The 23,474-nt window shown below is 69.4% G+C and carries 23 protein-coding genes and 1 riboswitch; of the genes, 10 read left to right on the top strand and 13 right to left on the bottom strand.

Annotation, left to right across the window (positions count from 1 at the left end):
* The first annotated feature begins 53 nt into the window (after positions 1-53).
* Positions 54-1,436, top strand: coding sequence for a serine hydrolase domain-containing protein (locus tag ACIP89_RS08095; RefSeq protein ID WP_401925064.1), 1,383 nt, complete (start codon positions 54-56; stop codon positions 1,434-1,436).
* A 39-nt stretch (positions 1,437-1,475) separates the two neighbouring features.
* Here ACIP89_RS08095 and ACIP89_RS08090 read toward each other — a convergent pair whose 3' ends face one another.
* The 3 genes from ACIP89_RS08090 to ACIP89_RS08080 are packed head-to-tail and all read right to left on the bottom strand — an operon-like array spanning position 1,476 to position 3,625.
* The gene (locus tag ACIP89_RS08090) at positions 1,476-2,639 is read right to left on the bottom strand and encodes a winged helix DNA-binding domain-containing protein (RefSeq protein WP_401925066.1); all 1,164 of its coding nucleotides are present in this window, start codon (positions 2,637-2,639) and stop codon (positions 1,476-1,478) included.
* A 27-nt stretch (positions 2,640-2,666) separates the two neighbouring features.
* Positions 2,667-3,119: a GNAT family N-acetyltransferase gene (locus tag ACIP89_RS08085; protein ID WP_401926026.1), complete on the bottom strand. Its 453-nt coding sequence runs from the start codon at positions 3,117-3,119 to the stop codon at positions 2,667-2,669.
* Between the two features lie 47 nt (positions 3,120-3,166).
* A complete protein-coding gene (locus tag ACIP89_RS08080) occupies positions 3,167-3,625 on the bottom strand; it encodes a MarR family winged helix-turn-helix transcriptional regulator (RefSeq protein WP_401926024.1) in 459 nt (152 codons plus the stop codon).
* Between the two features lie 142 nt (positions 3,626-3,767).
* On the opposite strand from ACIP89_RS08080, the gene ACIP89_RS08075 reads away from it, so the two are divergent.
* On the top strand, positions 3,768-4,979 hold the full coding sequence (locus ACIP89_RS08075; protein WP_402113776.1) for an MFS transporter: 1,212 nt from the start codon (positions 3,768-3,770) through the stop codon (positions 4,977-4,979).
* Between the two features lie 46 nt (positions 4,980-5,025).
* On the opposite strand, the gene ACIP89_RS08070 is transcribed toward ACIP89_RS08075, so the two are convergent.
* The 6 genes from ACIP89_RS08070 to ACIP89_RS08045 form a co-directional block, all read right to left on the bottom strand.
* A complete protein-coding gene (locus ACIP89_RS08070; protein WP_402113774.1) occupies positions 5,026-5,913 on the bottom strand; it encodes a GNAT family N-acetyltransferase in 888 nt (295 codons plus the stop codon).
* A 5-nt stretch (positions 5,914-5,918) separates the two neighbouring features.
* On the bottom strand, positions 5,919-6,446 hold the full coding sequence (locus ACIP89_RS08065; RefSeq protein ID WP_402113771.1) for a DUF2269 domain-containing protein: 528 nt from the start codon (positions 6,444-6,446) through the stop codon (positions 5,919-5,921).
* Positions 6,447-6,552: 106 nt separating this feature from the next.
* Complete coding sequence (locus tag ACIP89_RS08060) at positions 6,553-7,032, bottom strand: NUDIX domain-containing protein (RefSeq protein WP_401925081.1); 480 nt, start codon at positions 7,030-7,032, stop codon at positions 6,553-6,555.
* A 63-nt stretch (positions 7,033-7,095) separates the two neighbouring features.
* Positions 7,096-7,992, bottom strand: coding sequence for a LysR family transcriptional regulator (locus ACIP89_RS08055; RefSeq protein ID WP_402113768.1), 897 nt, complete (start codon positions 7,990-7,992; stop codon positions 7,096-7,098).
* A gap of 216 nt (positions 7,993-8,208) precedes the next feature.
* The gene (locus ACIP89_RS08050) at positions 8,209-9,339 is read right to left on the bottom strand and encodes a cystathionine gamma-lyase (RefSeq protein ID WP_401925086.1); all 1,131 of its coding nucleotides are present in this window, start codon (positions 9,337-9,339) and stop codon (positions 8,209-8,211) included.
* Between the two features lie 67 nt (positions 9,340-9,406).
* Positions 9,407-9,784 carry a phage holin family protein gene (locus ACIP89_RS08045; protein ID WP_024489554.1) on the bottom strand — a complete coding sequence of 126 codons (378 nt, stop codon included), beginning with the start codon at positions 9,782-9,784 and terminating at the stop codon, positions 9,407-9,409.
* A gap of 69 nt (positions 9,785-9,853) precedes the next feature.
* Here ACIP89_RS08045 and ACIP89_RS08040 point away from each other — a divergent pair, with 69 nt between their 5' ends.
* The 4 genes from ACIP89_RS08040 to ACIP89_RS08025 all read left to right on the top strand — a co-directional run bounded on the left by ACIP89_RS08040 (position 9,854) and on the right by ACIP89_RS08025 (position 12,142).
* Positions 9,854-10,171, top strand: coding sequence for a cupin domain-containing protein (locus ACIP89_RS08040; protein ID WP_073736338.1), 318 nt, complete (start codon positions 9,854-9,856; stop codon positions 10,169-10,171).
* Positions 10,172-10,323: 152 nt separating this feature from the next.
* Positions 10,324-10,572 carry a DUF5326 family protein gene (locus ACIP89_RS08035; protein ID WP_402113765.1) on the top strand — a complete coding sequence of 83 codons (249 nt, stop codon included), beginning with the start codon at positions 10,324-10,326 and terminating at the stop codon, positions 10,570-10,572.
* 260 nt (positions 10,573-10,832) lie between these two features.
* Positions 10,833-11,603, top strand: coding sequence for an IclR family transcriptional regulator (locus tag ACIP89_RS08030; RefSeq protein ID WP_402113762.1), 771 nt, complete (start codon positions 10,833-10,835; stop codon positions 11,601-11,603).
* 101 nt (positions 11,604-11,704) lie between these two features.
* Positions 11,705-12,142 (top strand): SsgA family sporulation/cell division regulator, encoded by a 438-nt coding sequence (locus tag ACIP89_RS08025; RefSeq protein ID WP_024489558.1) that lies wholly within the window; start codon positions 11,705-11,707, stop codon positions 12,140-12,142.
* Between the two features lie 81 nt (positions 12,143-12,223).
* On the opposite strand, the gene ACIP89_RS08020 is transcribed toward ACIP89_RS08025, so the two are convergent.
* Entirely contained in the window at positions 12,224-13,561 is a 1,338-nt protein-coding gene (locus tag ACIP89_RS08020) for a YibE/F family protein (RefSeq protein WP_401926012.1), read from the bottom strand.
* 70 nt (positions 13,562-13,631) lie between these two features.
* Positions 13,632-13,765, top strand: a riboswitch (TPP riboswitch).
* Here ACIP89_RS08020 and thiC point away from each other — a divergent pair.
* Positions 13,758-15,623 carry a phosphomethylpyrimidine synthase ThiC gene (gene thiC, locus ACIP89_RS08015; protein ID WP_402113760.1) on the top strand — a complete coding sequence of 622 codons (1,866 nt, stop codon included), beginning with the start codon at positions 13,758-13,760 and terminating at the stop codon, positions 15,621-15,623. (Overlaps the previous riboswitch by 8 nt.)
* Before the next feature lie 65 nt (positions 15,624-15,688).
* Here thiC and ACIP89_RS08010 read toward each other — a convergent pair whose 3' ends face one another.
* From ACIP89_RS08010 to ACIP89_RS08000, 3 genes are all read right to left on the bottom strand, one after another.
* Entirely contained in the window at positions 15,689-16,513 is an 825-nt protein-coding gene (locus ACIP89_RS08010) for a hypothetical protein (RefSeq protein WP_401925098.1), read from the bottom strand.
* A 181-nt stretch (positions 16,514-16,694) separates the two neighbouring features.
* Positions 16,695-17,753, bottom strand: a complete 1,059-nt coding sequence (locus ACIP89_RS08005) for a metallophosphoesterase (protein WP_401925101.1) — start codon at positions 17,751-17,753, stop codon at positions 16,695-16,697.
* Positions 17,754-17,926: 173 nt separating this feature from the next.
* On the bottom strand, positions 17,927-19,039 hold the full coding sequence (locus ACIP89_RS08000) for a LacI family DNA-binding transcriptional regulator (protein ID WP_073736343.1): 1,113 nt from the start codon (positions 19,037-19,039) through the stop codon (positions 17,927-17,929).
* A gap of 371 nt (positions 19,040-19,410) precedes the next feature.
* Between ACIP89_RS08000 and hisC the strand changes: the two genes are divergently transcribed.
* The 3 genes from hisC to cydB all read left to right on the top strand — a co-directional run bounded on the left by hisC (position 19,411) and on the right by cydB (position 23,394).
* The gene (hisC, locus tag ACIP89_RS07995; protein WP_401925103.1) at positions 19,411-20,490 is read left to right on the top strand and encodes a histidinol-phosphate transaminase; all 1,080 of its coding nucleotides are present in this window, start codon (positions 19,411-19,413) and stop codon (positions 20,488-20,490) included.
* 375 nt (positions 20,491-20,865) lie between these two features.
* On the top strand, positions 20,866-22,374 hold the full coding sequence (locus ACIP89_RS07990) for a cytochrome ubiquinol oxidase subunit I (RefSeq protein WP_402113757.1): 1,509 nt from the start codon (positions 20,866-20,868) through the stop codon (positions 22,372-22,374).
* A gap of 18 nt (positions 22,375-22,392) precedes the next feature.
* Positions 22,393-23,394 (top strand): cytochrome d ubiquinol oxidase subunit II, encoded by a 1,002-nt coding sequence (cydB, locus tag ACIP89_RS07985; protein ID WP_393334365.1) that lies wholly within the window; start codon positions 22,393-22,395, stop codon positions 23,392-23,394.
* The last annotated feature ends 80 nt before the right edge of the window (positions 23,395-23,474 follow it).

Below are 23,474 nucleotides of genomic sequence, written 5' to 3'. Positions count from 1 at the left end.
GTGCCCGGGAAATGAGCTGGCCCCGGCGCGGGCCGGGGCGGTAGTTGTGGACGATGACCACTCCTGCTGAACAGTTGCTTCCGGCTACGCGGCGCGCCCTGCTGCACCGCATCGCCACCGCCCAGTCCGACGGGCGCTCACCTTCGGTTGTCGCCGCTGTCCGGCGGCAGGGGCAGACCGTCTGGAACGGCGCCCGCACCTGTGTCGAGGGCCATGCCCCGGATGACGACACGCAGTTCAGGATCGGATCCCTCACCAAGACGTTCACCGCGGTGCTGGTCCTGCGGTTGCGTGACGAGGGGCTGCTGGATCTGGCCGATCCGCTGGAGAGGCATCTGCCCGGAACGGGGCTGGGTGAGGTCACCGTTCATCAGCTGCTGGGTCACAGCGCGGGACTCGGGGCGGAGTCGCCCGCTCCGTGGTGGGAACGGACGCCGGGCAGTCTGCGGCCCGAGCTCGCGGATGTGCTCGGTGAGCAGACCCGGATGCATACGCCCGGCCGCCGTCATCACTACTCCAACCCCGGGTACACCGTGCTCGGAGCGCTGATCGAGGCCGTGCGCGGAGCGTCCTGGGCGCAGGTTCTGAAGCGTGAGCTCCTGGAGCCGCTGGGCATGCACCGTACGAGTACCGGGCCGGAGGCGCCGCATGCCGGTGGCTGGGCCGTCCATCCGTGGGCGGACGCCATGCTGCCCGAGCCGGCCGAGGACCTCGGACTGATGGCTCCGGCCGGCCAGCTCTGGTCGACCACCGCGGATCTCCTCCGGTTCGCCGCCTTCCTCGCCGAGGGAGACGACCGGGTGCTCTGCGCCGCCTCCGTGGCGGAGATGAAGGTGCCGTCCGCACCCCCTGAGCAGGGGGACTGGGAAGGGAACTACGGTCTGGGGCTCCAGGTGATCCACAGCAAGGGCCGCACGCTCGTCGGGCACACCGGGTCGCTCCCCGGATTCCTGGCCACCCTCTGGTTCTGCGCCGAGGAGGACGTGGCCGCGGTGGTGTTCGCCAACGCCACCTCCGGGGTGCCGATCGGTGAGGTGGCCGCTGACCTCGTGGACATCGTCGCGGAGGCGGAGCCGCGTATCCCGGAGCCCTGGCGCCCGCTGCCCGAGGTGGACGGGGAGCTGCTCGCGCTGACCGGCCCCTGGTACTGGGGTACGCGTCCCAACATCCTTCGCCTGAAAGCCGATCGCGGACTGGAACTCCGAGGCCTCCGCGGCGACGGCCGCGGCGCCCGCTTCACCGCCCGGCCGGACGGCACCTGGATCGGGCTGGACGGCTATTACGCGGGGGAGACGCTGCGGATCGTCCGGAACGACGACGGCAGCGTGAACCATCTGGACCTGGGCTCGTTCGTCTTCACTCGTGAACCGTACGATCCCGCAGCGGCTGTTCCGGGCGGCGTGGACGAGAACGGGTGGCGTGGCCTGGAAAGTTGAGCGTCCCGTTTCACGTGAAACATGGCAGCGGGGGACGGCTCAGGCAGTCAACTCCCGCTCCAGCGGGGTGCGGAAGCGCGGTGTGATCCGTGCTTCCCCCACCCAGCCCGCCAGCCGGGATGCCTCTTCCTCGATGGCCGAGGCGGCATCCCGGCCGGTGTCGGTCAGGAGCCGCCACACGGGTTCGCCGTCGGCGCGCTGTGCCCAGCCTCCGACGATGCGACCGCCCCACCACACCGTGGGGCCGATGTTGCCGGAGTGGTCGAAGAGGGCTGCCCGGTGTTCGGCGGGGAGGTGGAAACCGCGGTCGGCCCAGCCCATCGCGCTCGGGTCGAGCGCGGGCAGCAGCGCCGCCCAGGGTTCCGGCGCCGGTTCGGACACCGTGTCTCCGGGGGCGACCCACCCGGTTGAGCCGTTGTCGAGCCGGACCTCCTCGGCTCCGACGGCTGCCAGCGCCTTGCGGACCTGGCCGAGCCCCCAGCCCGTCCACCACTTGAGGTCGGCCTCGGAGGCGGGGCCGTAGGAGCGGAGCCAGTGCAGGGCCAGCTCCGCCTGCGCCTCGGCGGTCGCCGGAACCGGACGCGGCTCGGCCGCCGTCCAGCGGAACTGGCTGGATGTCCAGGATCCCCGGGGCCGGTCCCGGCGGATCCGGCCTTCGGCGGCCATGATGCGGATGACCCGGGTCGTCACGCCCTGCACCGCTTCGTACTTCTTGCCGGGGAAGACCGTGATCTTCGTACGCAGGGCCGGTACGGCGGCGGACAGTTCGCTGCCCGTGGCTGTCCCGCGGGCGGTGAGGGCTGCCAGGGTGGACTGCTCCGTGGCGTCGAGCCAGCGCTCGTCCAGGCCCTGGCCGTCCTCCGCGAGGTGCTTCAGGAACGTCCGGCGTTCCTTGGCCGCGACCGCCCGGGCGTTCGTCGCCTCGATCCGCGGGGCCAGCGCTTCCGGCACGACGAAGAGGGTGTTGCGCATGGAGAGGAGCCGGACCAGCGAGACGTCCTCGTACAGTGCCTGCTCCACCGCGGTGACGTCCGGCGTGCGGAGCCGGGCGCACACGGACAGGAAGACGGTGGCCGCGTCGGTGGCGTGCAGGGCCACGAGGGCGTCGGCCACGGCCACCGGGGAACCGGTCCGCGTGGCGGGTGCCAGGAGATGGCGCCTGGCCAGCCTGATGCGGCGTTGCCCGTCGCTGATGCGGTGCATCGTCGGCCCCTCGGATGCCGGGTGCGGTCAGAGCGCGAGCTTGAAGCCCACATGGCTGGCGACGAAGCCGAGCCGTTCGTAGAAGCGGTGCGCGTCGCCCCGGCTCGCATCCGATGTCAGCTGGACCAGCCGGCACTCCTGGCGCCGGGATTCGTCCACCGCCCACCGCATCAGCAGGGTGCCGAGTCCGCTGCCGCGTTCGTCCTTGTGGACGCGGACGCCCTCGACGACGGAGCGCGTGGAGCCGCGCCGGGAGAGGCCGGGGATCACCGTCAGCTGGAGGGTGCCGACGACCCGGTCCGCGCGCACGGCGACCATCAGGTGCTGGTTCGGGTCCCCGGCCAGTCGCCGGAAGGCCGCCAGGTAGGGCGTGAGGTCGTCCGGTGACTCGCGTTCGGCGCCCAGCGGATCGTCGGCCAGCATGGCCACGATCTCGGGGAGGTCGTCGATGCCTGCCGCACGTATGTCCAGATCGCTCATGATCAGCAGCCTACGCAGTGGCCTCGGGCCGTGCGGCGGCAATCGGCCTACACGGGGAGCTTGAGCTCCTCGACCGCCCGCACGAGCGGCCTCAGCTCGGGGTCCTTGGCGGCCTCGTCGAGTGCGGCGCGCAGGGCGGTGTCATTGGTCGGCCTGGCCTCGGAGAGCAGGGTGAGGCCGGTCTCGGTGACATCGGTGTAGATGCCCCTGCGGTCGGTGTCGCAGAGGTACCGGGTCAGCAGACCGCGGTCCTCAAGGCGGGTGACCAGGCGGGTGGTGGCGCTCTGGCTGAGTACGACGGCGTCGGCCACCTGCTTCATCTGCAGATGTCCGCCCGGTCCGTTGTGCTGCCGGCTCAGCACGTCCAGCAGTGAGTACTCGCGCACGCTGAGGTCGTGCCGGCTCTGCAGGGCACGCTCGATATGGGCCTCGATCTTCCCGTGGAGCAGGGAGAGCGCGCACCAGCCCTGGGAGAGGGCGGTCAGTGCCGGGTCCGTCGCTGTCATGGGTGTCTCTCCTCCGTGCTGGAGCTGCTTACGTACAGGATAGGCGACCCGCGCAATAGCCCGCGCTTGCAATTAATCAGCGCTTGCAATTATTGTGACCGCTTGTAAGGCGCATACGCAATCTCCAGGGAAGGTGAACCCCATGCCGCTCGCGCTCCTCGCCCTCGCCATCGGGGCGTTCGGTATCGGAACCACCGAGTTCGTGATCATGGGGCTGCTCCCCGAGGTGGCCGCGGACTTCCAGGTCTCCATCCCGACCGCCGGCTATCTCGTCTCGGGCTACGCGATGGGGGTTGTCCTCGGCGCCCCGCTGATGTCCGTGCTCGGTACCCGGATCACCCGCAAACGCATGCTGATGATCCTCATGGGGCTGTTCGTCATCGGCAACGTGGTCTCCGCGACCGCCCCCGTCTTCGGTGTCATGCTCGCCGGCCGCGTGATCGCCTCGCTCGCTCACGGAGCCTTCTTCGGCATCGGATCGGTCGTGGCGGCCGACCTGGTCGCCCCGCACAAGAGGGCCGGGGCCATCGCCATGATGTTCACGGGCCTCACCGTCGCCAACGTCGTCGGCGTACCACTGGGCACCTACATCGGACAGACCGCCGGCTGGCGCACCACGTTCCTCCTCGTCGCCGCCCTCGGTGTCATCGGCCTGCTCGGCGTCGCCAAGCTCGTTCCGGAGCAGCCCCGGCCCCAAGGAGTCCGGCTGCGCCACGAGTTCGCCGCCTTCCGCAACGTGCAGGTACTCCTCGCCATGGCGATGACGGTGCTGGGCTTCGGCGGTGTCTTCGCCGCGATCACCTACATCACGCCGATGATGACCGACATCGCCGGCTACTCGGCCTCGTCCGTCACCTGGCTGCTGGTCCTGTTCGGCCTCGGCATGGTCGGAGGCAACCTGCTCGGCGGCAGATTCGCCGACCGCCACCTGATGCCCCTGCTGTACGTGTCCCTGGGCGCTCTCACCGTGGTCCTGGCGCTGTTCACCCTGACCGCCCACAACAAGATCGCGGCAGCCGTCACCCTCGTCCTGATCGGCGGCTTCGGTTTCGCGACCGTGCCCCCGCTGCAGAAGAGGGTGCTCGACCAGGCGGCCGGTGCTCCGACCCTCGCCTCCGCCGTGAACATCGGCGCCTTCAACCTCGGCAACGCGCTGTCGTCGTGGATCGGCGGCATCGTCATCGCCGCCGGTCTCGGCTACACCGCCCCCAACTGGGTCGGCGCGGTCCTGGCCGCCTCCGCCCTGGTCCTCGCCGTCGTCTCCAGCACCCTGGAGCGTCGCACGGCCGCCCGGAGCCGTTCCGTCGCCGCTCACCTCGCGGAGCCGGCCGCCGCGCCCGCGGCCCGGCGCTGACCCCAGCGCGGGCTTCGCTCCGCTCTCGGCGGACCGCGGACTGCCGTCAGCCGGTCGCCACGCTCAGCGGTGCGAAGCACTGGGTCCAGTCGCCCGGCTGCCGGTCCCCGAGGACCATCACCGTGGTCTCGGAGCCGGGCTGAAGCCCGCGTTCTCCGAGCCAGTCCAGGAGCTCCTGCTGACGGGCGTCGATGTCGGCACGCAGCGGCCGGTCGGTCGCACCGGCCAGCGAGGCCACGAGCAGTTTCGCGGTGGCCGTGTCCCGCGCGACCAGCGGACCGACGACATGGCTGTCCGCGCACGGCCAGAGCGCGGCGTACCCGATCAGCTCACCGCCGTCCTCGGCCACCCGCAGATGGTCGGCGAAGGCGGGGAGGCGGGTCAGGAGGTGTGTCCGGTCGAGCCCGAAGGCGTCCCCGTCCAGCCGGAGCATGGCCTGGAGATCGCCGGCCGAGGCAGGGCGGACCGTGCGTCCCGGCCGAGCCGTCGCGTCCGGACCGCCGGTTCCGGCAGTCGGCCGGAAATGCCCGCTCACGCGCTGGGCGCTGCCCACCGCGGTGAATCCGAGCTTCTCGTAGAGCGGCCGGCCCGAGGCCGTCGCGTAGAGGCTGAGCGGGGCGCCGCCGGTCGTCCCGATCGTCTCGCGCATGAGGTGCCGGGCGACCCCCTGACCGGCGTACCGCTCGGCGACCAGCATCATGCCGATGGCGGCCATGCGGGGGCCGTAGGAGGTCACCACACAGGTGGCCATCAGGCCCTTGCCATCCGGATCGTCGATGCCCAGAGCCGTACCCGCGGTCAGGAGCAGCCCCCAGCGGTGCTCATCACGCGGCCAGCCGCGGTCCTCGCTGAGATCGGCGCAGGGGACCAGATCGTCCCGGGTGAGACGCCGGACGGGTAGGTCGGCGAGCGGGCGGGGCAGTGAGCTGGGCATGAGGGTCAGGCTGTCCGACGCGATGATCGCGCGTCCACCGCTTTAACGGAACTGGCCGAGATCCGCAGCCTCCGGCCCCGCCGGGTCGGGCCCCACGGCTTCAGTACGGAGATTGCCGTGATGAAGAGGTAGGTCGCCGTGGCCACCGACGGGGCGACGACCAGGTTGATGCCGGCCTGGCCGAGCTCCGCCGCCTCGTTGATGCCGGGGCGCAGGGAGAGGACGGACAGCGCTGTCGTGATCAGGGTGAGCCAGAACTTCGTCCAGACCCAGCGGTGGAGCGCCAGCCCCCACGGGGTGCGGAGCGACAGCACCAGGCCGCTGATGAGGGAGAGCAGCGCGACCGGTACGACGAGCCAGTCGCTGAAGATCTTCATGGCGCGGGTGGCGGCCTGCGCGGTGGCCGGGTCCCCGGTCGAGAAGGCGGAGATGGCCAGCGTCAGCAGACCGACGGTGAGTCCGAGCCAGCTGACGGAGATTGCGACGTGTGCGACAAGGAGGCTTCTGCGGGGGCGCCGCTTGAGTGGTTTCACGTGAAACACGGTGCCGGGGGCGGTCCGGCCGGTCATCTGCCCAGGGGAGTATCCGTCCGTACCAGCCTCGGCGTAGCCGGCCGCACGGGGACTCCGCCCGCACCGATCAGCCCAGGTCGGTCGCGTGCATCGCCCGGACACCCTCGATGTTGCCGTCCAGGTAATGCCGCAGAGACAGGGGTACGAGGTGCACGGCGGCGATGCCGACCCGGCTGAACGGCACCCGGACGACGTCGTACTCCCCGCAGGGGGCGTCGATCTCGGGTCCATGGCGCAGGGAGAGGTCCATCGAGTCGAGCCGGCAGACGAAGAAGTGCTGGACCTTGACGCCCTTCACCCCGCTGCCCTCGATGTGTTCCACGGTGTCGACGAAACACGGGACCACATCGGTGATCTTGGCGCCGAGTTCCTCGTCCACCTCGCGGTGCAGGGCGTCGACCACGGTCGCGTCCTCGGGTTCGACCCCGCCGCCCGGCGTGACCCAGTAGGGATCGACCCCCGGCTTGGTGCGCTTGATCAGGATGAGGTCGTCGCCGTCGAGCAGGATGGCGCGTGCGGTGCGCTTGACCACGGGGCGTTCGGTCATGGCAAGAGAGTGGCCCGTTGGACCCCTTCTGAAACACCTGAGGGCTGCCGGACCGTTCTGCGGTCACCAGTCGGCCGCGGCGCGCAGCAGCCACTCGTGCGCGCGAGCGAGATGCGGCAGCGCGAGCGTGCCGGTCCGTGCGGCGAGGAAGTAGGTGCGCAGCGGCGGTACCGGCGGGTCGAGGAGTGCCACCACCTCACCCCGTTCCAGCGCGCCCTCGCAGAGATAGCGGGGCAGGACGGCCAGCCCGGCGCCCGCTGCCGTGCATTCCAGGACGGCCCGGAGATCCGGTGCGATAACGGCCCCGGCGGCTGCGGGCCGGGTGTCGAAGACCGCGGCCCAGTACTGGGAGACCAGCGGGAGGCTCTCGTGCACCTCCACGACCGGCAGCTGTTCCAGGACCACCGGGCCGTTTCGTCGCAGGGTTCCCGGGCCGAGCCGTCCGGCCCAGCGGGGCGCGGCGATCAGTACGTGCTCCTCGTCGCAGAGCGGGGTCGCGGTGAGCAGCCCGCCGCGCGGGCGGGCCGTCACGATGGCCAGGTCGTGGTGTCCGGCGGCCAGCCCCTCCAGCGTCTCGTCGGTGTCAGCGGAGAACGAGCTGCGCAGGGCGAGCCCCTGCGCGATCAGCGGGGTGAGCGCGGGCAGCGCCCGTAGCGAGGTGAACTCCGGCGGACCCGCCAGATGAAGTGTCCGGACGCCCGACTTCTCGTCCAGTTCCGTCTCGGCGATCTCCACCAGCGCGTCCAGATGGGGAGCGGCGCGGTGTGCGAGCTCGTCCCCGATCGTGGTGGGGGTCACGCCGCGGGCCCGGCGCAGGAAGAGGGGGCGGCCCAGCTGGCGCTCCAGTGTGCGTATCTGCGAGGTCACGGCGGGCTGGGAGAGGCCGAGGAGAGCGGCGGCCCGGGTGAACGAACCGGCCCGGTGCACGGTGACGAACGTGCGCAGCAGGGCCAGGTCCATGTCCTGTCCCCTTCCACCGCTGCGACGTGTCGGGCCCGACAACCATAAATATGTCGATAGGCCGCTGCGGCTACTGTGATTGGACACTGACTCAGAGTCAACTAGCCTTGTCATGGCGGTGCTTCGCGTGGGAACGCGGAGGGCCGGGACGGCCCGAGCCACGAGGGGGGAGGCTCGGGCCGTCCGTACCGCACCGGCTGCCGCCGGTACGGCCGCTCAGTGTCCGGCGACCGCCTCGGCCAGCGCCCGTTCCACGTCGGCCAGCAGGTCCGCCGGGTTCTCGGCGCCCACCGAGAAGCGGATGAAGCCCTCCGGCACCGCGTCGCCGCCCCAGCGGGCCCGGCGCTCGGCGGTGGAGCGCACCCCGCCGAAGCTGGTCGCGTCCTCGGCCAGCCGGAGCGCCGAGAGGAAGCGCTCGGCGGTCCCCCGGTCGGCCAGCACGAACGAGACCACGGATCCGAAGCGCCGCATCTGCCGCACGGCCGTCGGGTGCGAGGGGTCGGTGGGCAGTCCGGGGTAACGCAGCCCGGTCACCTCCGGGCGCTCGGTGAGTGCCTCGGCCAGCGCGAGGGCGTTCGCGCACTGCCGCTCGATCCGCAGTTCCAGGGTGGCCAGCGAGCGGTGTGCGAGCCAGGCCTCCATCGGCCCGGGGATCGCGCCGGCCACCTTGCGCCAGCGCCGCACCCCGGCCGCCAGCTCGGGATCGAGGCAGGCCACGTGGCCGAGCAGGATGTCGCCGTGTCCGGTCATGCCCTTGGTGTCGCTGGCCACCGAGAAGTCCGCGCCCAGCTCCAGCGGGCGCTGGCCGAGCGGGGTGGCGAGCGTGTTGTCCACGGCCACCAGCGTCCCGCCCGCGTGCGCGGCCTCCACGAGCCGCCGCACGTCACAGACGTCGAGGCCGGGGTTGGACGGGGTCTCGAGCCACAGGAGCCTGGCGCCCTCCAGGGCGGCCAGCTGGGCATCGCCGCCGGTCGGGGCGGTCCGCACCTCGACCCCGTACGCCTCCAGCTGCGCCCGTACCAACGGGAGTGCCTGGTAACCGTCGTCGGGCAGCACGATCACGTCACCGCTGCGCGCCTGGGACAGCAGTACGGCCGAGACCGCCGCCATCCCGGAGGCGAAGACCGTGGTCTCGACACTCTCCCCCGGCGCTTCCAGCTCACCGATGGCCCGTTCCAGATGGGTCCAGGTCGGGTTGGTGTCGCGGCCGTAGGTGTACGGGCCGGTCGGCTCGCCGGAGAGGTGGAAGTGCGCGGCGAAGACCGGACCGGGGAGAGTCGGCTCGTACTGCTCCGGTTCCGGCAGGCCGGCCCGTACCGCGCGGGTTCCGTCGCCCATGGTGCTCATACTGCGTCCTCGCTTCTCTCCCCGGTCCGTCACCGGTACTGCCTGCACTGTTCCAGGTGCCCGCGGATCAGTCCTCGTCGGGCAGGACTACGTTCAGCGCCCAGGAAACGATCGAGATGATCAGGCCGCCGAGGACGGCGGTCCAGAAGCCGTCGACGTGGAAGCTCAGATCGAACTGGCCGGCCAGCCAGGAGGTGAGCATCAGCATCAGCGCGTTCACCACCAGGGTGAACAGTCCCAGGGTGAGGAGGAAGAGCGGCAGGGTGAGCAGCTTCAGGATCGGCTTTACACAGAAGTTGACCAGGCCGAAGATCAGAGCGACCACGATCAGGGTCAGGACCTTGCGGCCGGTGCTGCCGCCGGTCAGCGTGATGTCCTGGAGCAGCCAGATGGCCACTGCCAGCGCACCCGCGTTGGCGATCGTCTTGACTACGAAATTCTTCATGTGTCTGATCGTGGCAGACACTGATCGGTGGCGGACACCGGCTGGGCAGAGGCAAGGGACGGACAGGCTATGAAGGCATTCAGACTGGACGAGCTGGAGGCGGAGCGGGCCGCCAACGACGGCGCGTATCTGCAGTTCGTCCGTGAACGGAACATGTCTGTCGGCCTGTACGCGCTGAACGCCGGCGAGCTCGATCCGCAGCAGCCGCACAAGCAGGACGAGGTCTACCTGGTCGTCAGCGGGCGCGCGTCGATCACCGTGGGCATGGAAACCACGCAGGTCGGCAGAGGAAGTGTCGTGTATGTGCCTGCCGGGACGGCTCATAAGTTCCACCACATCACCGAGGACCTGCGGGTGATGGTGGTCTTCTCGCCGCCCGAGGGCTGAGAGGACCGGGATACGGAGAGGTCTCTGGGGGGTTCCTGTCTGGGGGATCCCTAAGGGTTCGATCAGGGGAGTTCAAGGGATGCGAGGCCCCCGCCGGCCACCCCTGCCCCTCTAGCATCGAGGCAGGAACTCACAGAGACGAGGTAGGACAGATGGCCGTGCGGGAGATATTCGCGGGAATGCCCTGGTGGGTGAAGTGGATCGCGGTGCCCGTCATCGCGATCATCGTCTTCGGCGGTCTGATCGCCAGCGTGGTCGGCTTCGTCGTCTGGCTGCTCTTCAAGGTCCTGATCATCGTGGTGCTGGTCGGCGGCATCGTCTTCCTCGTGCGGAAGTTCATGTCGTCCTCGTCCTCGTCCTCGTCCTCGTCCTCGTCCTCGTCCTCGCGCGGCGACTGGTAGGCGACCGGCGGACGACCGGTGGCCGCACCACCGGTCGCACGGTTAGCCCAGGTGAGCTAAGCGGAAGACGAAACCGCAACCCTTCAGGACGCTGCGGATAGAGTGGAAATCCGCTGCCGCCGCCTGGGAGAGCACCGTCAGTCACCACCTGACCAGTGGTGGACAGGGCATCCGGCCTCCGGAACCGAACCTGCGGCAGACATGTGGGGGCGGCCTCCACAGGCGGGCTGACCGCCCGTCACCATGCCTGGGGGTGACCGTTGACCACGGCATCGAGTACCGCTGTGCCGACGTTGATCGGATCGGTACAGCGGGCGCTGAGGCTGCTGGAGGCCGTGGGCGCCCATCGCGACGGGGCGCCGGCCAAGCAGCTCGCACGTGAGGCGGGGCTCCCGCTGCCCACCGCCTACCACCTGCTGCGCACCCTCACCCACGAGGGATATCTGCGCCGGGAGAACGGTGTCTTCCTCTTCGGCGAGGCGGCCGAGCGGCTGGTGGGCGACGGCGCTCTGCAGAACCGGCGCAGCCGGATGACCCAGTCCCTGGACCGCTGGCGGGACATCATCGGGGCCCCGGTGTACTGCGCCGTCTACCGCGAAGGCGAGATCGAACTCGTCGCGGTCGCCGACAGTCCGGCCAAACCCGCGGTGGACGAATGGGCCGCCTTCCAGGAGACCGGGCACGCCCACGCGATCGGCCAGTGCCTGCTGAGCCAGCTGGACGAGAAGGCCCGCGAGGACCACCTCGACCGGCACCCGGTGCGTCCGCTGACCCGGTACTCCGTACGCGACCGCTCCGCACTTCTTGAACGGCTGCGGTCCCTGGAGCGGACGGAACCCGTCATCGAGCGGCAGGAATACGCCCTCGGGACGGTGTGCGCGGCCATCCCGATCGCGGCCGGTTTCACGGCTGCGGCGATGGCCATTTCGGTACCTCTCGACCAGGAAGAACGGTTGCTCCCCGCAGTCGAACGACTACGTGGCGAAGTGGCCAGCCTCTTGCGTTCGTTCGTGTTCTCTATCAGTATCTGAAAAATCACTCCTTGTGATCTGCTATCGCGTGCACCACGATGGCGTCAATAGGGCCATGGGGGATCATTCCTGGCCAGATTCATCTACTGCGGGGTTGAACGATGCGCGAGTCGGTTCAAGCTGAGGTCATGATGAGCTTCCTCGTCTCCGAGGAGCTCTCATTCCGTATCCCGGTGGAGCTCCGGTACGAAGTGTGCGATCCGTACGCGATCCGGATGACCTTCCATCTCCCCGGCGATGCCCCGGTCACCTGGGCTTTTGGCCGCGAGCTGCTGCTCGATGGCCTCAATAGCCCCAGTGGCGACGGGGACGTACACATCGGGCCGACCGAGCCCGAAGGACTGTGCGACGTCCACATCCGGCTCCAGGTGGGGGCGGACCGCGCTCTCTTCAGGGCGGGTACGGCACCCCTTGTGGCGTTTCTCGACCGGACGGACAAGCTCGTCCCGCTCGGCCAGGAGTGCACGCTGGGTGACTTCGAGGGCAATCTGGAAGAGGCATTGGGGCGAATTCTGGCCGAGGAGCAGAACGCCGGCTGAGGGGAACCGCCCTCTTGGGTCCCGGGTGCCGGTCGAACACCACACCCGCCGAACGGGTGAATCACTCTCCGTGTGTGACCGTCAGGCCTTCGCCCGTCGCCGTCGTCCTCTGCCACTCCGTACGGGTGCCGAAGCCCCGGCTTCCGCGCCGACCCCCGTACGGTCCGCGGAGACGACCAGTGCCGCGAGCGCGGTGGTCACCGGCACCGAGGCGACCAGCCCGATGGATCCGACCAGCGTCCGCACGATCTCCTCCGCCACCAGCTCGCTGTTGGCCACCGTGCCCACGCCGCTCTGGGCGATCGAGAACAGCAGCAGCAACGGCAGCGCCGCGCCCGCATAGGCGAGCACCAGGGTGTTGACCACCGAGGCGATGTGATCCCTTCCGATTCTGATACCTGCCCGGTAAAGCTGCTTCGCACTCATCGTCGGGTCCGCCTGGTGCAGTTCCCAGACGGCCGATGTCTGGGTGACCGTCACATCGTCGAGCACCCCAAGGGAGCCGATGATGACGCCGGCCAGAAGCAGACCGCTCATGTCGATGTGCGGATACAGGCCGTGGATGAGGCCGGTGCTGTCATCGGTGTTCCCGCTCAGGCCGGCCCAGCCGATGAAGAGCGAGCCGAGCAGCCCGATCAGCAGGAGCGAGATCAGGGTGCCGACGACGGCGACCGAGGTGCGGGCGGTCAGCCCGTGGCAGATGTAGAGGGCGATCAGCATGATGGCGCTGGCCCCGACCACCGCCACGAGCAGCGGATTCGAGCCCTGCAGGATGGCCGGGAGGATGAACAGGGTCAGCACGGCGAACGACAGGGCGAGCGCCACCAGCGCCATGACCCCGCGCAGTCTCCCCACGACGACCACCGCCACGGCGAAGATCCCGGCCAGCAGCGCCATCGGGAACTTCCGGTTCACATCCGTCACGGAGTACTGGAGGTCATGGGGCGCGTCGGGGGCGTACGCGACCACCACGTCCTGTCCCTTCCGCAGCTGTCGCGGTGCGCCGGGCTGGACCACCTCGATGAAGGTGCGCCCCTTGTCCTTGCCGCTCGTGACCTCGACCGTGGCCTTCTCGCAGAGTGCGGCCCCGCCGCCACCGGCCGCCGGGTCCTTCGCCGGCGGGGTCTCGCCATCGACCGGCAGCTGGGCCGCGTTCACGTCCTTGCAGTCGACCTTGTCGATGTTCACCACCTTCGCCTGCTGGGTCTGCCGGTCGAAGCCGACACCGGTCCGTTCGTGCGCCGGCGCACCACCGGGCCAGAGCACCACGAGCCCGACGGCGACCGCGGCCGCGAACGGGATCAGTACGGCTGCGATCACCTTGCGCAGGTGCCTGGACACGGGTGCGGCGGGGCCGTGCGCGTGGGAGTGGGTGTGCTGAGGGGACGGCTGCTCGGGAACGATATGGGGGGACGTCACCGGCCGATCATCGCAAGACGAGCAGGGCCCACTGTTCAGCGCACCCGTGCGGGCGTTAGCGTGGTGGCACCTTTGCACACGCGGGAGCTCGGAGCACCGGGCTGAGAGGGCGCTGATCTCCGTACATCCGTACGGGACAAGCTGCGCCGACCGCCGAACCTGTTACCGGGTAATGCCGGCGTAGGGAGTAGGTCTCATGACCACAGCGGATGCACGCATGCCTGCCTCCAGTCAGAACGACGAGGGCGGTCGGAGCGACGGGGCCGGCCAGAACGACGGGGTGGGCCAGAACAGCGGGGCCGGCCGGAACAACGGGGCCGGTCCGAGCGACAGGTCCGGGAAGTCCATCGGCTGGCACAAGGGGTACGTCCAGGGCTCGCGCCCGGACCTCCGGGTGCCGGTCCGTCAGGTGCACCTCACCAACGGCAAGGACGTGTCGCTGTACGACACGTCGGGGCCGTACACCGATCCCGCCGTCGACACCGATGTGCGGCGCGGACTCGCGCCGCTGCGGGAGAACTGGATCATCGCCCGCGGCGACACCGAGGAGTACGCGGGCCGGGCCGCCCGCCCCGAGGACGACGGGCTCAAGCACACCTCGCCGCGCGGGGGGCTGCGCAATCTGGACGCGGTCTTCCCCGGCCGCCCGCGCCAGCCGCGGCGCAGCCGGGACGGGCGCCCGGTGACCCAGCTCGGGTACGCCCGGCGCGGCGAGATCACCCCGGAGATGGAGTACGTGGCGATCCGGGAGAACGTCACGCCCGAGGTGGTGCGCGAGGAGATCGCCGCGGGCCGGGCCGTGCTGCCGGCCAACGTCAACCACCCGGAGATCGAGCCGATGATCATCGGTAAGCGGTTCCTGGTGAAGGTGAACGCCAACATCGGCAACTCCGCGGTGACGTCCTCCATCGAGGAGGAGGTGGACAAGATGACCTGGGCGACCAAGTGGGGCGCCGACACGGTCATGGACCTTTCCACCGGCCGCAACATCCACACCACCCGTGAGTGGGTACTTCGCAACTCCCCGGTGCCGATCGGCACCGTGCCCCTCTACCAGGCCCTCGAAAAGGTCGACGGCAGGGCGGAGGAGCTGACCTGGGAGATCTACAAGGACACCGTCATCGAGCAGGCCGAGCAGGGCGTCGACTACATGACGGTCCACGCCGGCGTACGCCTCCCGTACGTGCCGCTGACGGCCCGTCGCAAGACCGGCATCGTCTCCCGGGGCGGCTCGATCATGGCCGCCTGGTGCCTCGCGCACCACAAGGAGTCGTTCCTGTACGAGCACTTCGAGGAGCTCTGCACGATCCTCGCCTCCTATGACGTGACGTACTCGCTGGGCGACGGGCTGCGCCCCGGCTCGATCGCGGACGCCAACGACGAGGCCCAGTTCGCCGAACTGCGCACGCTCGGCGAACTGAACGCCGTCGCCAAACGGCTCGGCGTCCAGACGATGATCGAGGGCCCGGGGCACGTCCCGATGCACAAGATCAAGGAGAACATCGACCTCCAGCAGGAGATCTGTGAGGAGGCGCCGTTCTACACGCTCGGCCCGCTGACCACCGATGTCGCTCCGGCGTACGACCACATCACCTCGGGCATCGGCGCCGCGATGATCGCCTGGTGGGGCACGGCGATGCTCTGCTACGTCACGCCCAAGGAGCACCTCGGCCTGCCCAATCGGGACGACGTGAAGACCGGCGTGATCACGTACCGGATCGCTGCCCATGCGGCGGACCTCGCCAAGGGGCACCCGGGGGCGCAGGAGTGGGACGACGCGCTGTCGGACGCCCGCTTCGAGTTCCGGTGGGAGGACCAGTTCAATCTGGCGCTCGACCCGGACACGGCACGGGAGTTCCATGACGAGACGCTGCCGGCCGAGCCGGCGAAGACGGCGCACTTCTGCTCGATGTGCGGTCCGAAGTTCTGCTCGATGAAGATCTCGCACGACATCCGGCGTGAGCACGGTGGCTCGCGGGCGGAGATCGAGGCGGGCATGGCGGAGAAGTCCAAGGAGTTCGCGGCCGCGGGCAACCGGGTCTACCTGCCGATCGCGGACTGAGGCACGGCGCGTCGTACCGGCAGGCTCGCGCCCGGCCGGTACGACGCGCCCGGACCCCCGCCCGGTCAGTCCATCTCGTGTTCCGGTCCGCCGAAATCGGGGCTGGTGAAGTCCGGGCTGGTGAAGGTCGGCCGGGGCGCGGCCGCCGGGCCGTCGTCCGGGCTGGAGAAGTCCGGCCTGCTGTAGCCGATCTTCGGGATCCGGTTGGCCGAGGGGTACGGGGTACGGGCGGCGGGAGCGGCGCCCGGGTCGGCCAGCGCGTCCCGCAGGAACGGCAGGATGCCGCGTTCCAGCAGCGCGTGCCGCCAGGCCTCTCTGGCGCGCGCCACGTCCTCGGGCAGTTCCTCGCCGGGATCGTCGGCGGCCAGCGACGTGGAGCCGTTGCGCAGGGCGGCGACGAGGAGGCCGATGGCGGCGGCGAGCATGGCTGCCGCGGTGAGCGCCACGAACACCCAGCCGACGCCGACCATGGTCCCCGCGAAGGACGGCGGCGGGCTGAGCATCTTCAGGATGTAGCCGACCAGCAGGAAGATCACCGCGGCCGTGCCGGCCAGCACCGGGGCCAGCACGGTGACGACAGCTCCCAGGCCGGCCCCCGACCCGTTGGGGTCGTCGGCGCCGATGAGGCCGGCGGCGTCCTGATCGGGATCGGCCGTGGCGGCCCGCAGCTCCTCGCGGGCCTTCACGTAGTGCTCGTACTCGGTGGCGGCCGTGGCGGTGATCAGGGCGGTGGCGGCCATCGCCATGGTGCGCAGCTGGACCGGGTTGAGCCGTTCACCGATTGCGGCCAGATCTGGTCGTTCATGGGCGTGACGCAGCGCGTCGTCGAGGATCCGCTCGTACTCGGGGCGGTCCTCGGTCAGCAGGTGCGGAGCGCTGTTCATGTGCATCCCCCGATGCTCCGTAGGGCCTGTGTGCCCGATTCAACCGGGCAGTCGGGCGGAAACGGAGGAGAGCCTGCTACTGGTACGCCGATGGTAGAGCGCCCACGGCACAGGGTGACAGGGGGTTTCCGGAAATAGGCCCAGTCGTCGGCACGGTCAGGTCGTTGATGCTCTTCCCCGAGGAGCGTCAGTCATGCAGGGGGAGTTGGACGACCAGTAGCTTTCCGGCCATGGTCACTCCGCCGTCCATGGCGATGGCGAGCCCGTCCGCGTACACGTGCGGGCCGTCCACCAGCGGTCCGGCACTGTCCTCGCCGTCCTCGGAACCGACCTCACCGAGCAGATAGGGAATGGGGCTGTGGCCATGGACGACGCGCCGGCCGCCGTAGGCGGCCATCAGCTGCTGCACGGCCTGCGGGCCCGATTCGTCGCGGAAGGCGAAGCGCTTGGTGAGCTTGCGGAAGAGGTCCCAGCACTCGTCGGCGTCGTTCCGCGTCAGGATGGCGTGCACTGTGTCGTTGACGTCCTCGATGGTGGTGCCGTAGTCGAGGTACGCCGTGGTGTCCGAGTGCATCAGCAGATGCCCGTCCTCCTCGACGACCGCGTCGAGCCGGGACATCCACTGGAGGTGGACGTCCTGGAGCCGCTCCATGTCGCTCTTCTGGCCGCCGTTGAGCAGCCAGGCGGCCTGGAAGGTGGCGGTGCCGGCGCCCGAGTTCACCGGGGTGTCGGAGAACCGCTTGGCGCCGAGGAGCAGCAGCTCGTGGTTGCCCATCAGGGCCTTGCAGTAGCCGCCGGCCGCCGCGGCCTCCGCGGACAGCCGCATCACGAGGTCGATGACGCCGATGCCGTCGGGTCCCCGGTCGGTGAAGTCACCGAGGAACCAGAGCCGCGCGTTGCCCGCGGACCAGTTGCCGTCGCCGTCGATCAGGCCCTGTTCGGTGAGGGCGGCGTACAGCTCGTCCAGATAGCCGTGGACGTCACCGACCACGTACAGGGGACCGAGCTCCGGATCCTGGGCGGGCCGCGGTTCGGGAACGGCCCGCACCTGGACGGTGGCCTCGCGGGTGATCACCGGAAGGTCGCGTGCGGTGGGGGTGTACCCCTCCGGCGTCTCGCCCTCCGGGAAAGCGTTGCCCGGGTGCGGAGACGCCGGCGGTGCCGGGGACTGCGCATAGGGCGGTACGCGGAAGTCGCGCAACGTCGCCGTCCGCACCGCGGGTTCCTGACCGGCCCCCTGTGTCATCGACCCCTCCACCACCGTCGCGCCGCCGTACACCTGACGGGCCCTGCTGGTCGGGGCGGTCCGCGGTGTCGTCCGCCCATCATAGGAATGCGAATCGTGCTCTGTGACGCACCAGGGGTGGTGAATCCGAACGCACGCCGGGTTCGCCGGTCGATTGATCCCAATTGGTCTGATCAATCCCCTGCCGGAGAGCGCGGCGCGCTGACCGTGGTGCGGGGCGGACGGCGCTGGGAGGAGGTGCGGACGATGAGTTCCGTCGGTATCACCTGCTCCACCGGGCCGTCGTGCTCGACGCCTTCGATGGCGTCGATGAGCAGCTGCACGACCGCCGTGCCGATCCTGCGCGGTTTGAGCGAGAGGGTGGTGATGGGCGGTTCGGTCGTCGCGTAGACGGTGGACTCGCTGCAGCAGACCAGCAGCAGGTCCTCAGGGACGCGCAGGCCGTACCGGCGGGCCGCCGCGAGCAGATCGGTGCCGTTGGGGTCGAAGAGCCCGTAGACGGCGTCAGGGCGGTCCGGACGGGCCAGCAGGCGGTCGGCGGCCACCGCGCCCGCGCACGGGTCGTGGGCCGGGTAGGACTCGTACACCGGGTCCTGGCCGACCCGCTCGCACCAGTGGAGGTACGCGGTGGTGGACAGCCGGGTGTACGTGTCCGTGGTGGTGCCGGTGAGCAGCCCGATACGGCGGGCCCCGGCGGCGGCGAGATGGTCGAGGAGGTCGAGCACGGCGGCCCGGTGGTCGTTGTCCACCCAGGCGGTGACCGGGAGGGTCCCGGCCGGCCTGCCGTCGGAGACGACGGGCAGCCCCTGGCGGACGAGTTCGGTGACGACCGGGTCCTGGTCGGAGGGGTCGATGACGACGGTGCCGTCGAGGGCGACGTTCGACCAGACGTCGTGGCGTGAGGTGGCGGGCAGGATGACGAGGGCGTAGCCGCGGGCCAGCGCGGCGGAGGTGGCCGCTCTGGCCATCTCCGCGAAGTACGCGAATTCGGTGAAGGTGAAGGGTTCGTCCCCGTAGGTCGTCACGGTCAGGCCGATCAGGCCGGACTTGCCGGTACGGAGGGTTCGGGCCGCGGCGGAAGGGCGGTAGCCCAGGCGCTCGGCGACCTCGCGGACATGGCGGCGGGTGGCGTCCGGGAGCCTGCCCTTGCCGTTGAGCGCGTCGGAGACGGTCGTGATGGAGACTCCGGCGGCGGCGGCCACATCCCGGATGCCTGCTCGTCCCCGCCTGCCGCCGCGCCGGGGGGTCTCCGTCCGGCTCACCTGGTGCTTCCCTGCTGCTGTCATGGCGAGCCGATAGTAGGGCTCGCACGGGCAGTTGGTCCGATCGCATATGCACGCGTTGACAGGCACGTTTCTGCATGATCATTTAATGCCAATGGCCTTGGTAATCAAGGGTGTTGTCCGTTGAGACCATCATGTGTCGGGCGTCGGACCGGATGGGCCTGTCGTAGGTGTGATGTCTCGAAGAGGTCTCAACTCACCTCTTCGGGGGACGCGCGCTACGGAGTGAGCCACCGGCGCGCGCCAGGGCGAGGAGCGCTCCCCCTCATTCCGGGGCCCACCGGACGAATCCCCGGTCCTGCCATTCGCAGCGGCGCCCAATCCTCTTAAGGTGAGCAGTATTGATGTGTACGGACGGTCGAGGAGGACCCGCGGTGAGCGAGACGAGCCCCAAGTTGCGTGCCGAGCTGGACGGCGTTCCCGCCTACGTGCCGGGCAAGCCGGCCGCGGCGGACGGACCGGCCGCGTTCAAGCTGTCCTCCAACGAGAACCCGTATCCGCCGCTGCCGGGGGTGATGGAGTCCGCGATGGCCGCTGCCGCGCACTTCAACCGCTACCCGGACATGGCGTGCACCGGTCTGATGAACGAACTGTCCGACCGTTTCGGTGTGCCGGTCTCGCACCTGGCCACCGGCACCGGCTCTGTCGGGGTGGCGCAGCAGCTGCTCCAGGCCACCTCCGGGCCGGGCGACGAGGTCATCTACGCCTGGCGCTCCTTCGAGGCGTACCCGATCATCACCCAGGTCAGCGGCGCGACGTCGGTGAAGGTGCCGCTGACCGGCGGTGAGGTGCACGACCTGGACGCGATGGCGGACGCGATCACGGACCGGACCCGGATGATCCTCGTCTGCAATCCGAACAACCCGACCGGCACCGTGGTGCGCCGGGCCGAGCTGGAGCGCTTCCTGGACCGGGTGCCGGGCGATGTGCTCGTGGTGCTGGACGAGGCGTACAAGGAGTTCATCCGCGACGCGGACGTGCCGGACGGCATCGAGATCTACCGGGACCGGCCCAATGTCGCGGTGCTGCGGACGTTCTCCAAGGCCTACGGGCTGGCGGGGCTGCGGGTCGGCTTCGCGGTGGCCCACGAGCCGGTGGCGGCCGCGCTGCGCAAGACGGCGGTGCCGTTCGGGGTGAGCCAGCTCGCCCAGGACGCGGCGGTCGCCTCGCTGCGCGCCGAGGACGAACTGCTGGGCCGGGTGGGGTCTTTGGTGTGCGAGCGGGAGCGGGTGCACAAGGCGCTGGTGGGGCAGGGGTGGACAGTGCCGGAGTCCCAGGCGAACTTCGTCTGGCTGCGGCTGGGGGACCGTACCGTCGACTTCGCCGCGGTCTGCGAGAAGGCCGGTGTGGTGGTCCGGCCGTTCGCGGGCGAGGGCGTGCGGGTCACGATCGGTGAGGACGAGGCGAACGACCTGTTCCTGAAGGTGGCGGAGTCGTACCGCAAGGAGCTGTAGCTCCAGGAGATCCAGGGCTGTGGTCCCGGGCCCCAGGGCTTGGTCCCGGGAGACCCGGGGCTGTGGTGCCAGGAGAGCCAGCCCCCGGAACCGGCCTGTCGGGCCCCGTATCTCGTGCGCGAGGCGCGGGGCCCGTTCGCGTGTCCGGCCCGGCGGTGTGGACGGGGCCGGACCGATGCGGGGCTGTCTGCTTCGAGGGGGAATGGCCGCTGCCTTCCGAAGGGGGTACCCCCCGCGAAGATCCCGAAAGTCTGTGCGCCATAATTGCTTGTGAATGTGAACGCGTTCACAAGCGTGTCCTGGTTCCTCCCATGATCAGTCGGATTCAAAGGACAAAATGCCGGTGCAACTACGGCGACGTAAGGAGAAGACGACGTGGAGCTAGCTCTGGCGCCGGAGACCCTGGCGCGATGGCAGTTCGGAACGACCACCGTCTACCACTTCCTCTTCGTTCCCCTGACGATCTCGCTCGCCGCGCTCACCGCGGGCCTGCAGACCGCATGGGTGCGGACGGACAACGAGAAGTACCTCAGGGCCACGAAGTTCTGGGGGAAGCTCTTCCTGATCAACATCGCCATGGGCGTCGTCACCGGCATCGTCCAGGAGTTCCAGTTCGGTATGAACTGGTCGGACTACTCGCGGTTCGTCGGGGACATCTTCGGAGCCCCACTGGCGTTCGAGGCGCTGATCGCGTTCTTCTTCGAGTCGACCTTCATCGGTCTGTGGATCTTCGGCTGGGACAAGCTGCCGAAGAAGATCCACCTCGCCTGTATCTGGATGGTCTCGCTCGGCACCGTCCTCTCCGCGTACTTCATCCTGGCGGCCAACTCCTGGATGCAGCACCCGGTCGGCTACCGCATCAACAAGGAACGCGGACGCGCCGAGCTCACCGACTTCTGGCACGTGCTCACGCAGAACACCGCGCTCGCCCAGTTCTTCCACACCATCACGGCGGCCTTCCTGGTCGGCGGCGCGTTCATGGTCGGCATCGCCGCCTTCCACCTGGCCCGCAAGAAGCACATCCCGGTGATGCGGACCTCGCTGCGGCTGGGGCTGATCACCGTGGTGGTCGCCGGTCTGCTCACCGCCGTCAGCGGTGACCAGCTGGGCAAGGTGATGTTCAAGCAGCAGCCGATGAAGATGGCGGCGGCCGAGGCGCTGTGGGACGGCCAGAACTCCGCGCCCTTCTCGATCTTCGCGTACGGAGATGTCAGCAAGGGACACAACTCCGTCGAGATCTCGGTCCCCGGAATACTGTCCTTCCTCGCCGACGACAACTTCAACTCCTACGTCCCCGGCATCAACGACATCAACAAGGCCGAGCAGGAGAAGTACGGGCCCGGCGACTACCGGCCCAACATCCCGGTCGCCTTCTGGAGCTTCCGCTGGATGATCGGCTTCGGGATGGCGTCCTTCGCCCTCGGCATCCTGGGACTGTGGCTGACCCGGAAGAAGTTCATGCTGCCACCGGGGATGCGGACGGGTGAGGACGAAGTGCCGCATCTGGTCCTGTTCAAGAACAAGGCGCTGAGCCCCAAGCTCGCCAAGTGCTACTGGATCGTCGCCCTGTGGACCCTGCTCTTCCCGCTGATCGCCAACTCCTGGGGCTGGATCTTCACCGAGATGGGCCGTCAGCCCTGGGTCGTCTACGGCGTGCTCCAGACCCGCAACGCGGTCTCCCCCGGCGTCTCGCAGGGCGAGGTGCTCACCTCGATGATCCTCTTCACACTGCTCTACGCGGCGCTCGCCGTGGTCGAGGTCAGGCTGCTCGTGAAGTACATCAAGGCCGGGCCCCCGGAGCTCACGGACGACGACCTCAACCCGCCCACCAGGATCGGCGGCGACCATGACGACGCCGACCGGCCCATGGCCTTCTCCTACTGAGAGCGCAGGAGCCGAGAGATGGAACTCCACGACGTCTGGTTCGTGCTCATCGCCGTCCTCTGGACCGGCTACTTCTTCCTGGAGGGATTCGACTTCGGGATCGGTGTGCTCACCAAGCTGCTGGCCCGCGACCGCAAGGAACGACGGGTCCTGATCAACACGATCGGGCCCGTCTGGGACGGCAACGAGGTCTGGCTGCTCAGCGCGGGCGGAGCGACCTTCGCCGCGTTCCCCGAGTGGTACGCCACGCTGTTCTCCGGGTTCTACCTGCCGCTGCTGATCATCCTGCTCTGCCTGATCGTGCGCGGTGTCGCCTTCGAGTACCGCGCGAAGCGGCCCGAGGAGAAGTGGCAGAACAACTGGGAGAACGCGATCTTCTGGACCTCGCTGATCCCCGCCTTGCTCTGGGGCGTGGCCTTCGGGAACATCGTGCGCGGCGTGAAGATCGACGCGGACATGGAGTACGTGGGCAACTTCTGGGATCTGCTCAATCCGTACTCGATCCTCGGCGGGCTGGTCACGCTCTCCCTGTTCACCTTCCACGGGACGGTGTTCGCGGGGCTCAAGACGGTCGGCGACATCCGGGTCAGGGCTCGCGCGCTGGCCCTGAAGCTGGGCGCGGTCACCGCGGTGCTGGCCCTGGGCTTCCTGATCTGGACCCAGGCCGACAACGGCGACGGCTGGAGCCTGATCGCGATGATCATCGCCGTGGTCTCCCTGGTCGGGGCGATCGGCGCCGTCGCGGCGGGTCGCGAGGGATGGTCCTTCGCCTTCTCCGGTGTGACCATCACGGCCGCGGTCGCGATGCTCTTCCTGACGCTCTTCCCGAACGTCATGCCGTCCTCGCTGAACGATGCCTGGAGCCTCACGGTCACCAACGCCTCGTCCACTCCCTACACCCTGAAGATCATGACCTGGTGCGCGGGGATCGCCACACCCGTGGTGCTGCTGTACCAGGGCTGGACCTACTGGGTGTTCCGCAAGCGGATCGGTACGCACCACATCGCCGACGCGCACTGAACGCGCAACCACATCGATGCGCGTGTGGAGCGCACCACATCGCTGACGCGAACTCGAACGCGCTGAACGCGGTGCACGCA

Origin of the sequence: Streptomyces sp. NPDC088730 (genome assembly GCF_044751215.1) — a bacterium.
Classification (GTDB): Bacteria; Actinomycetota; Actinomycetes; order Streptomycetales; family Streptomycetaceae; genus Streptomyces.
This window is presented reverse-complemented; position numbering and strand designations above follow the sequence as displayed.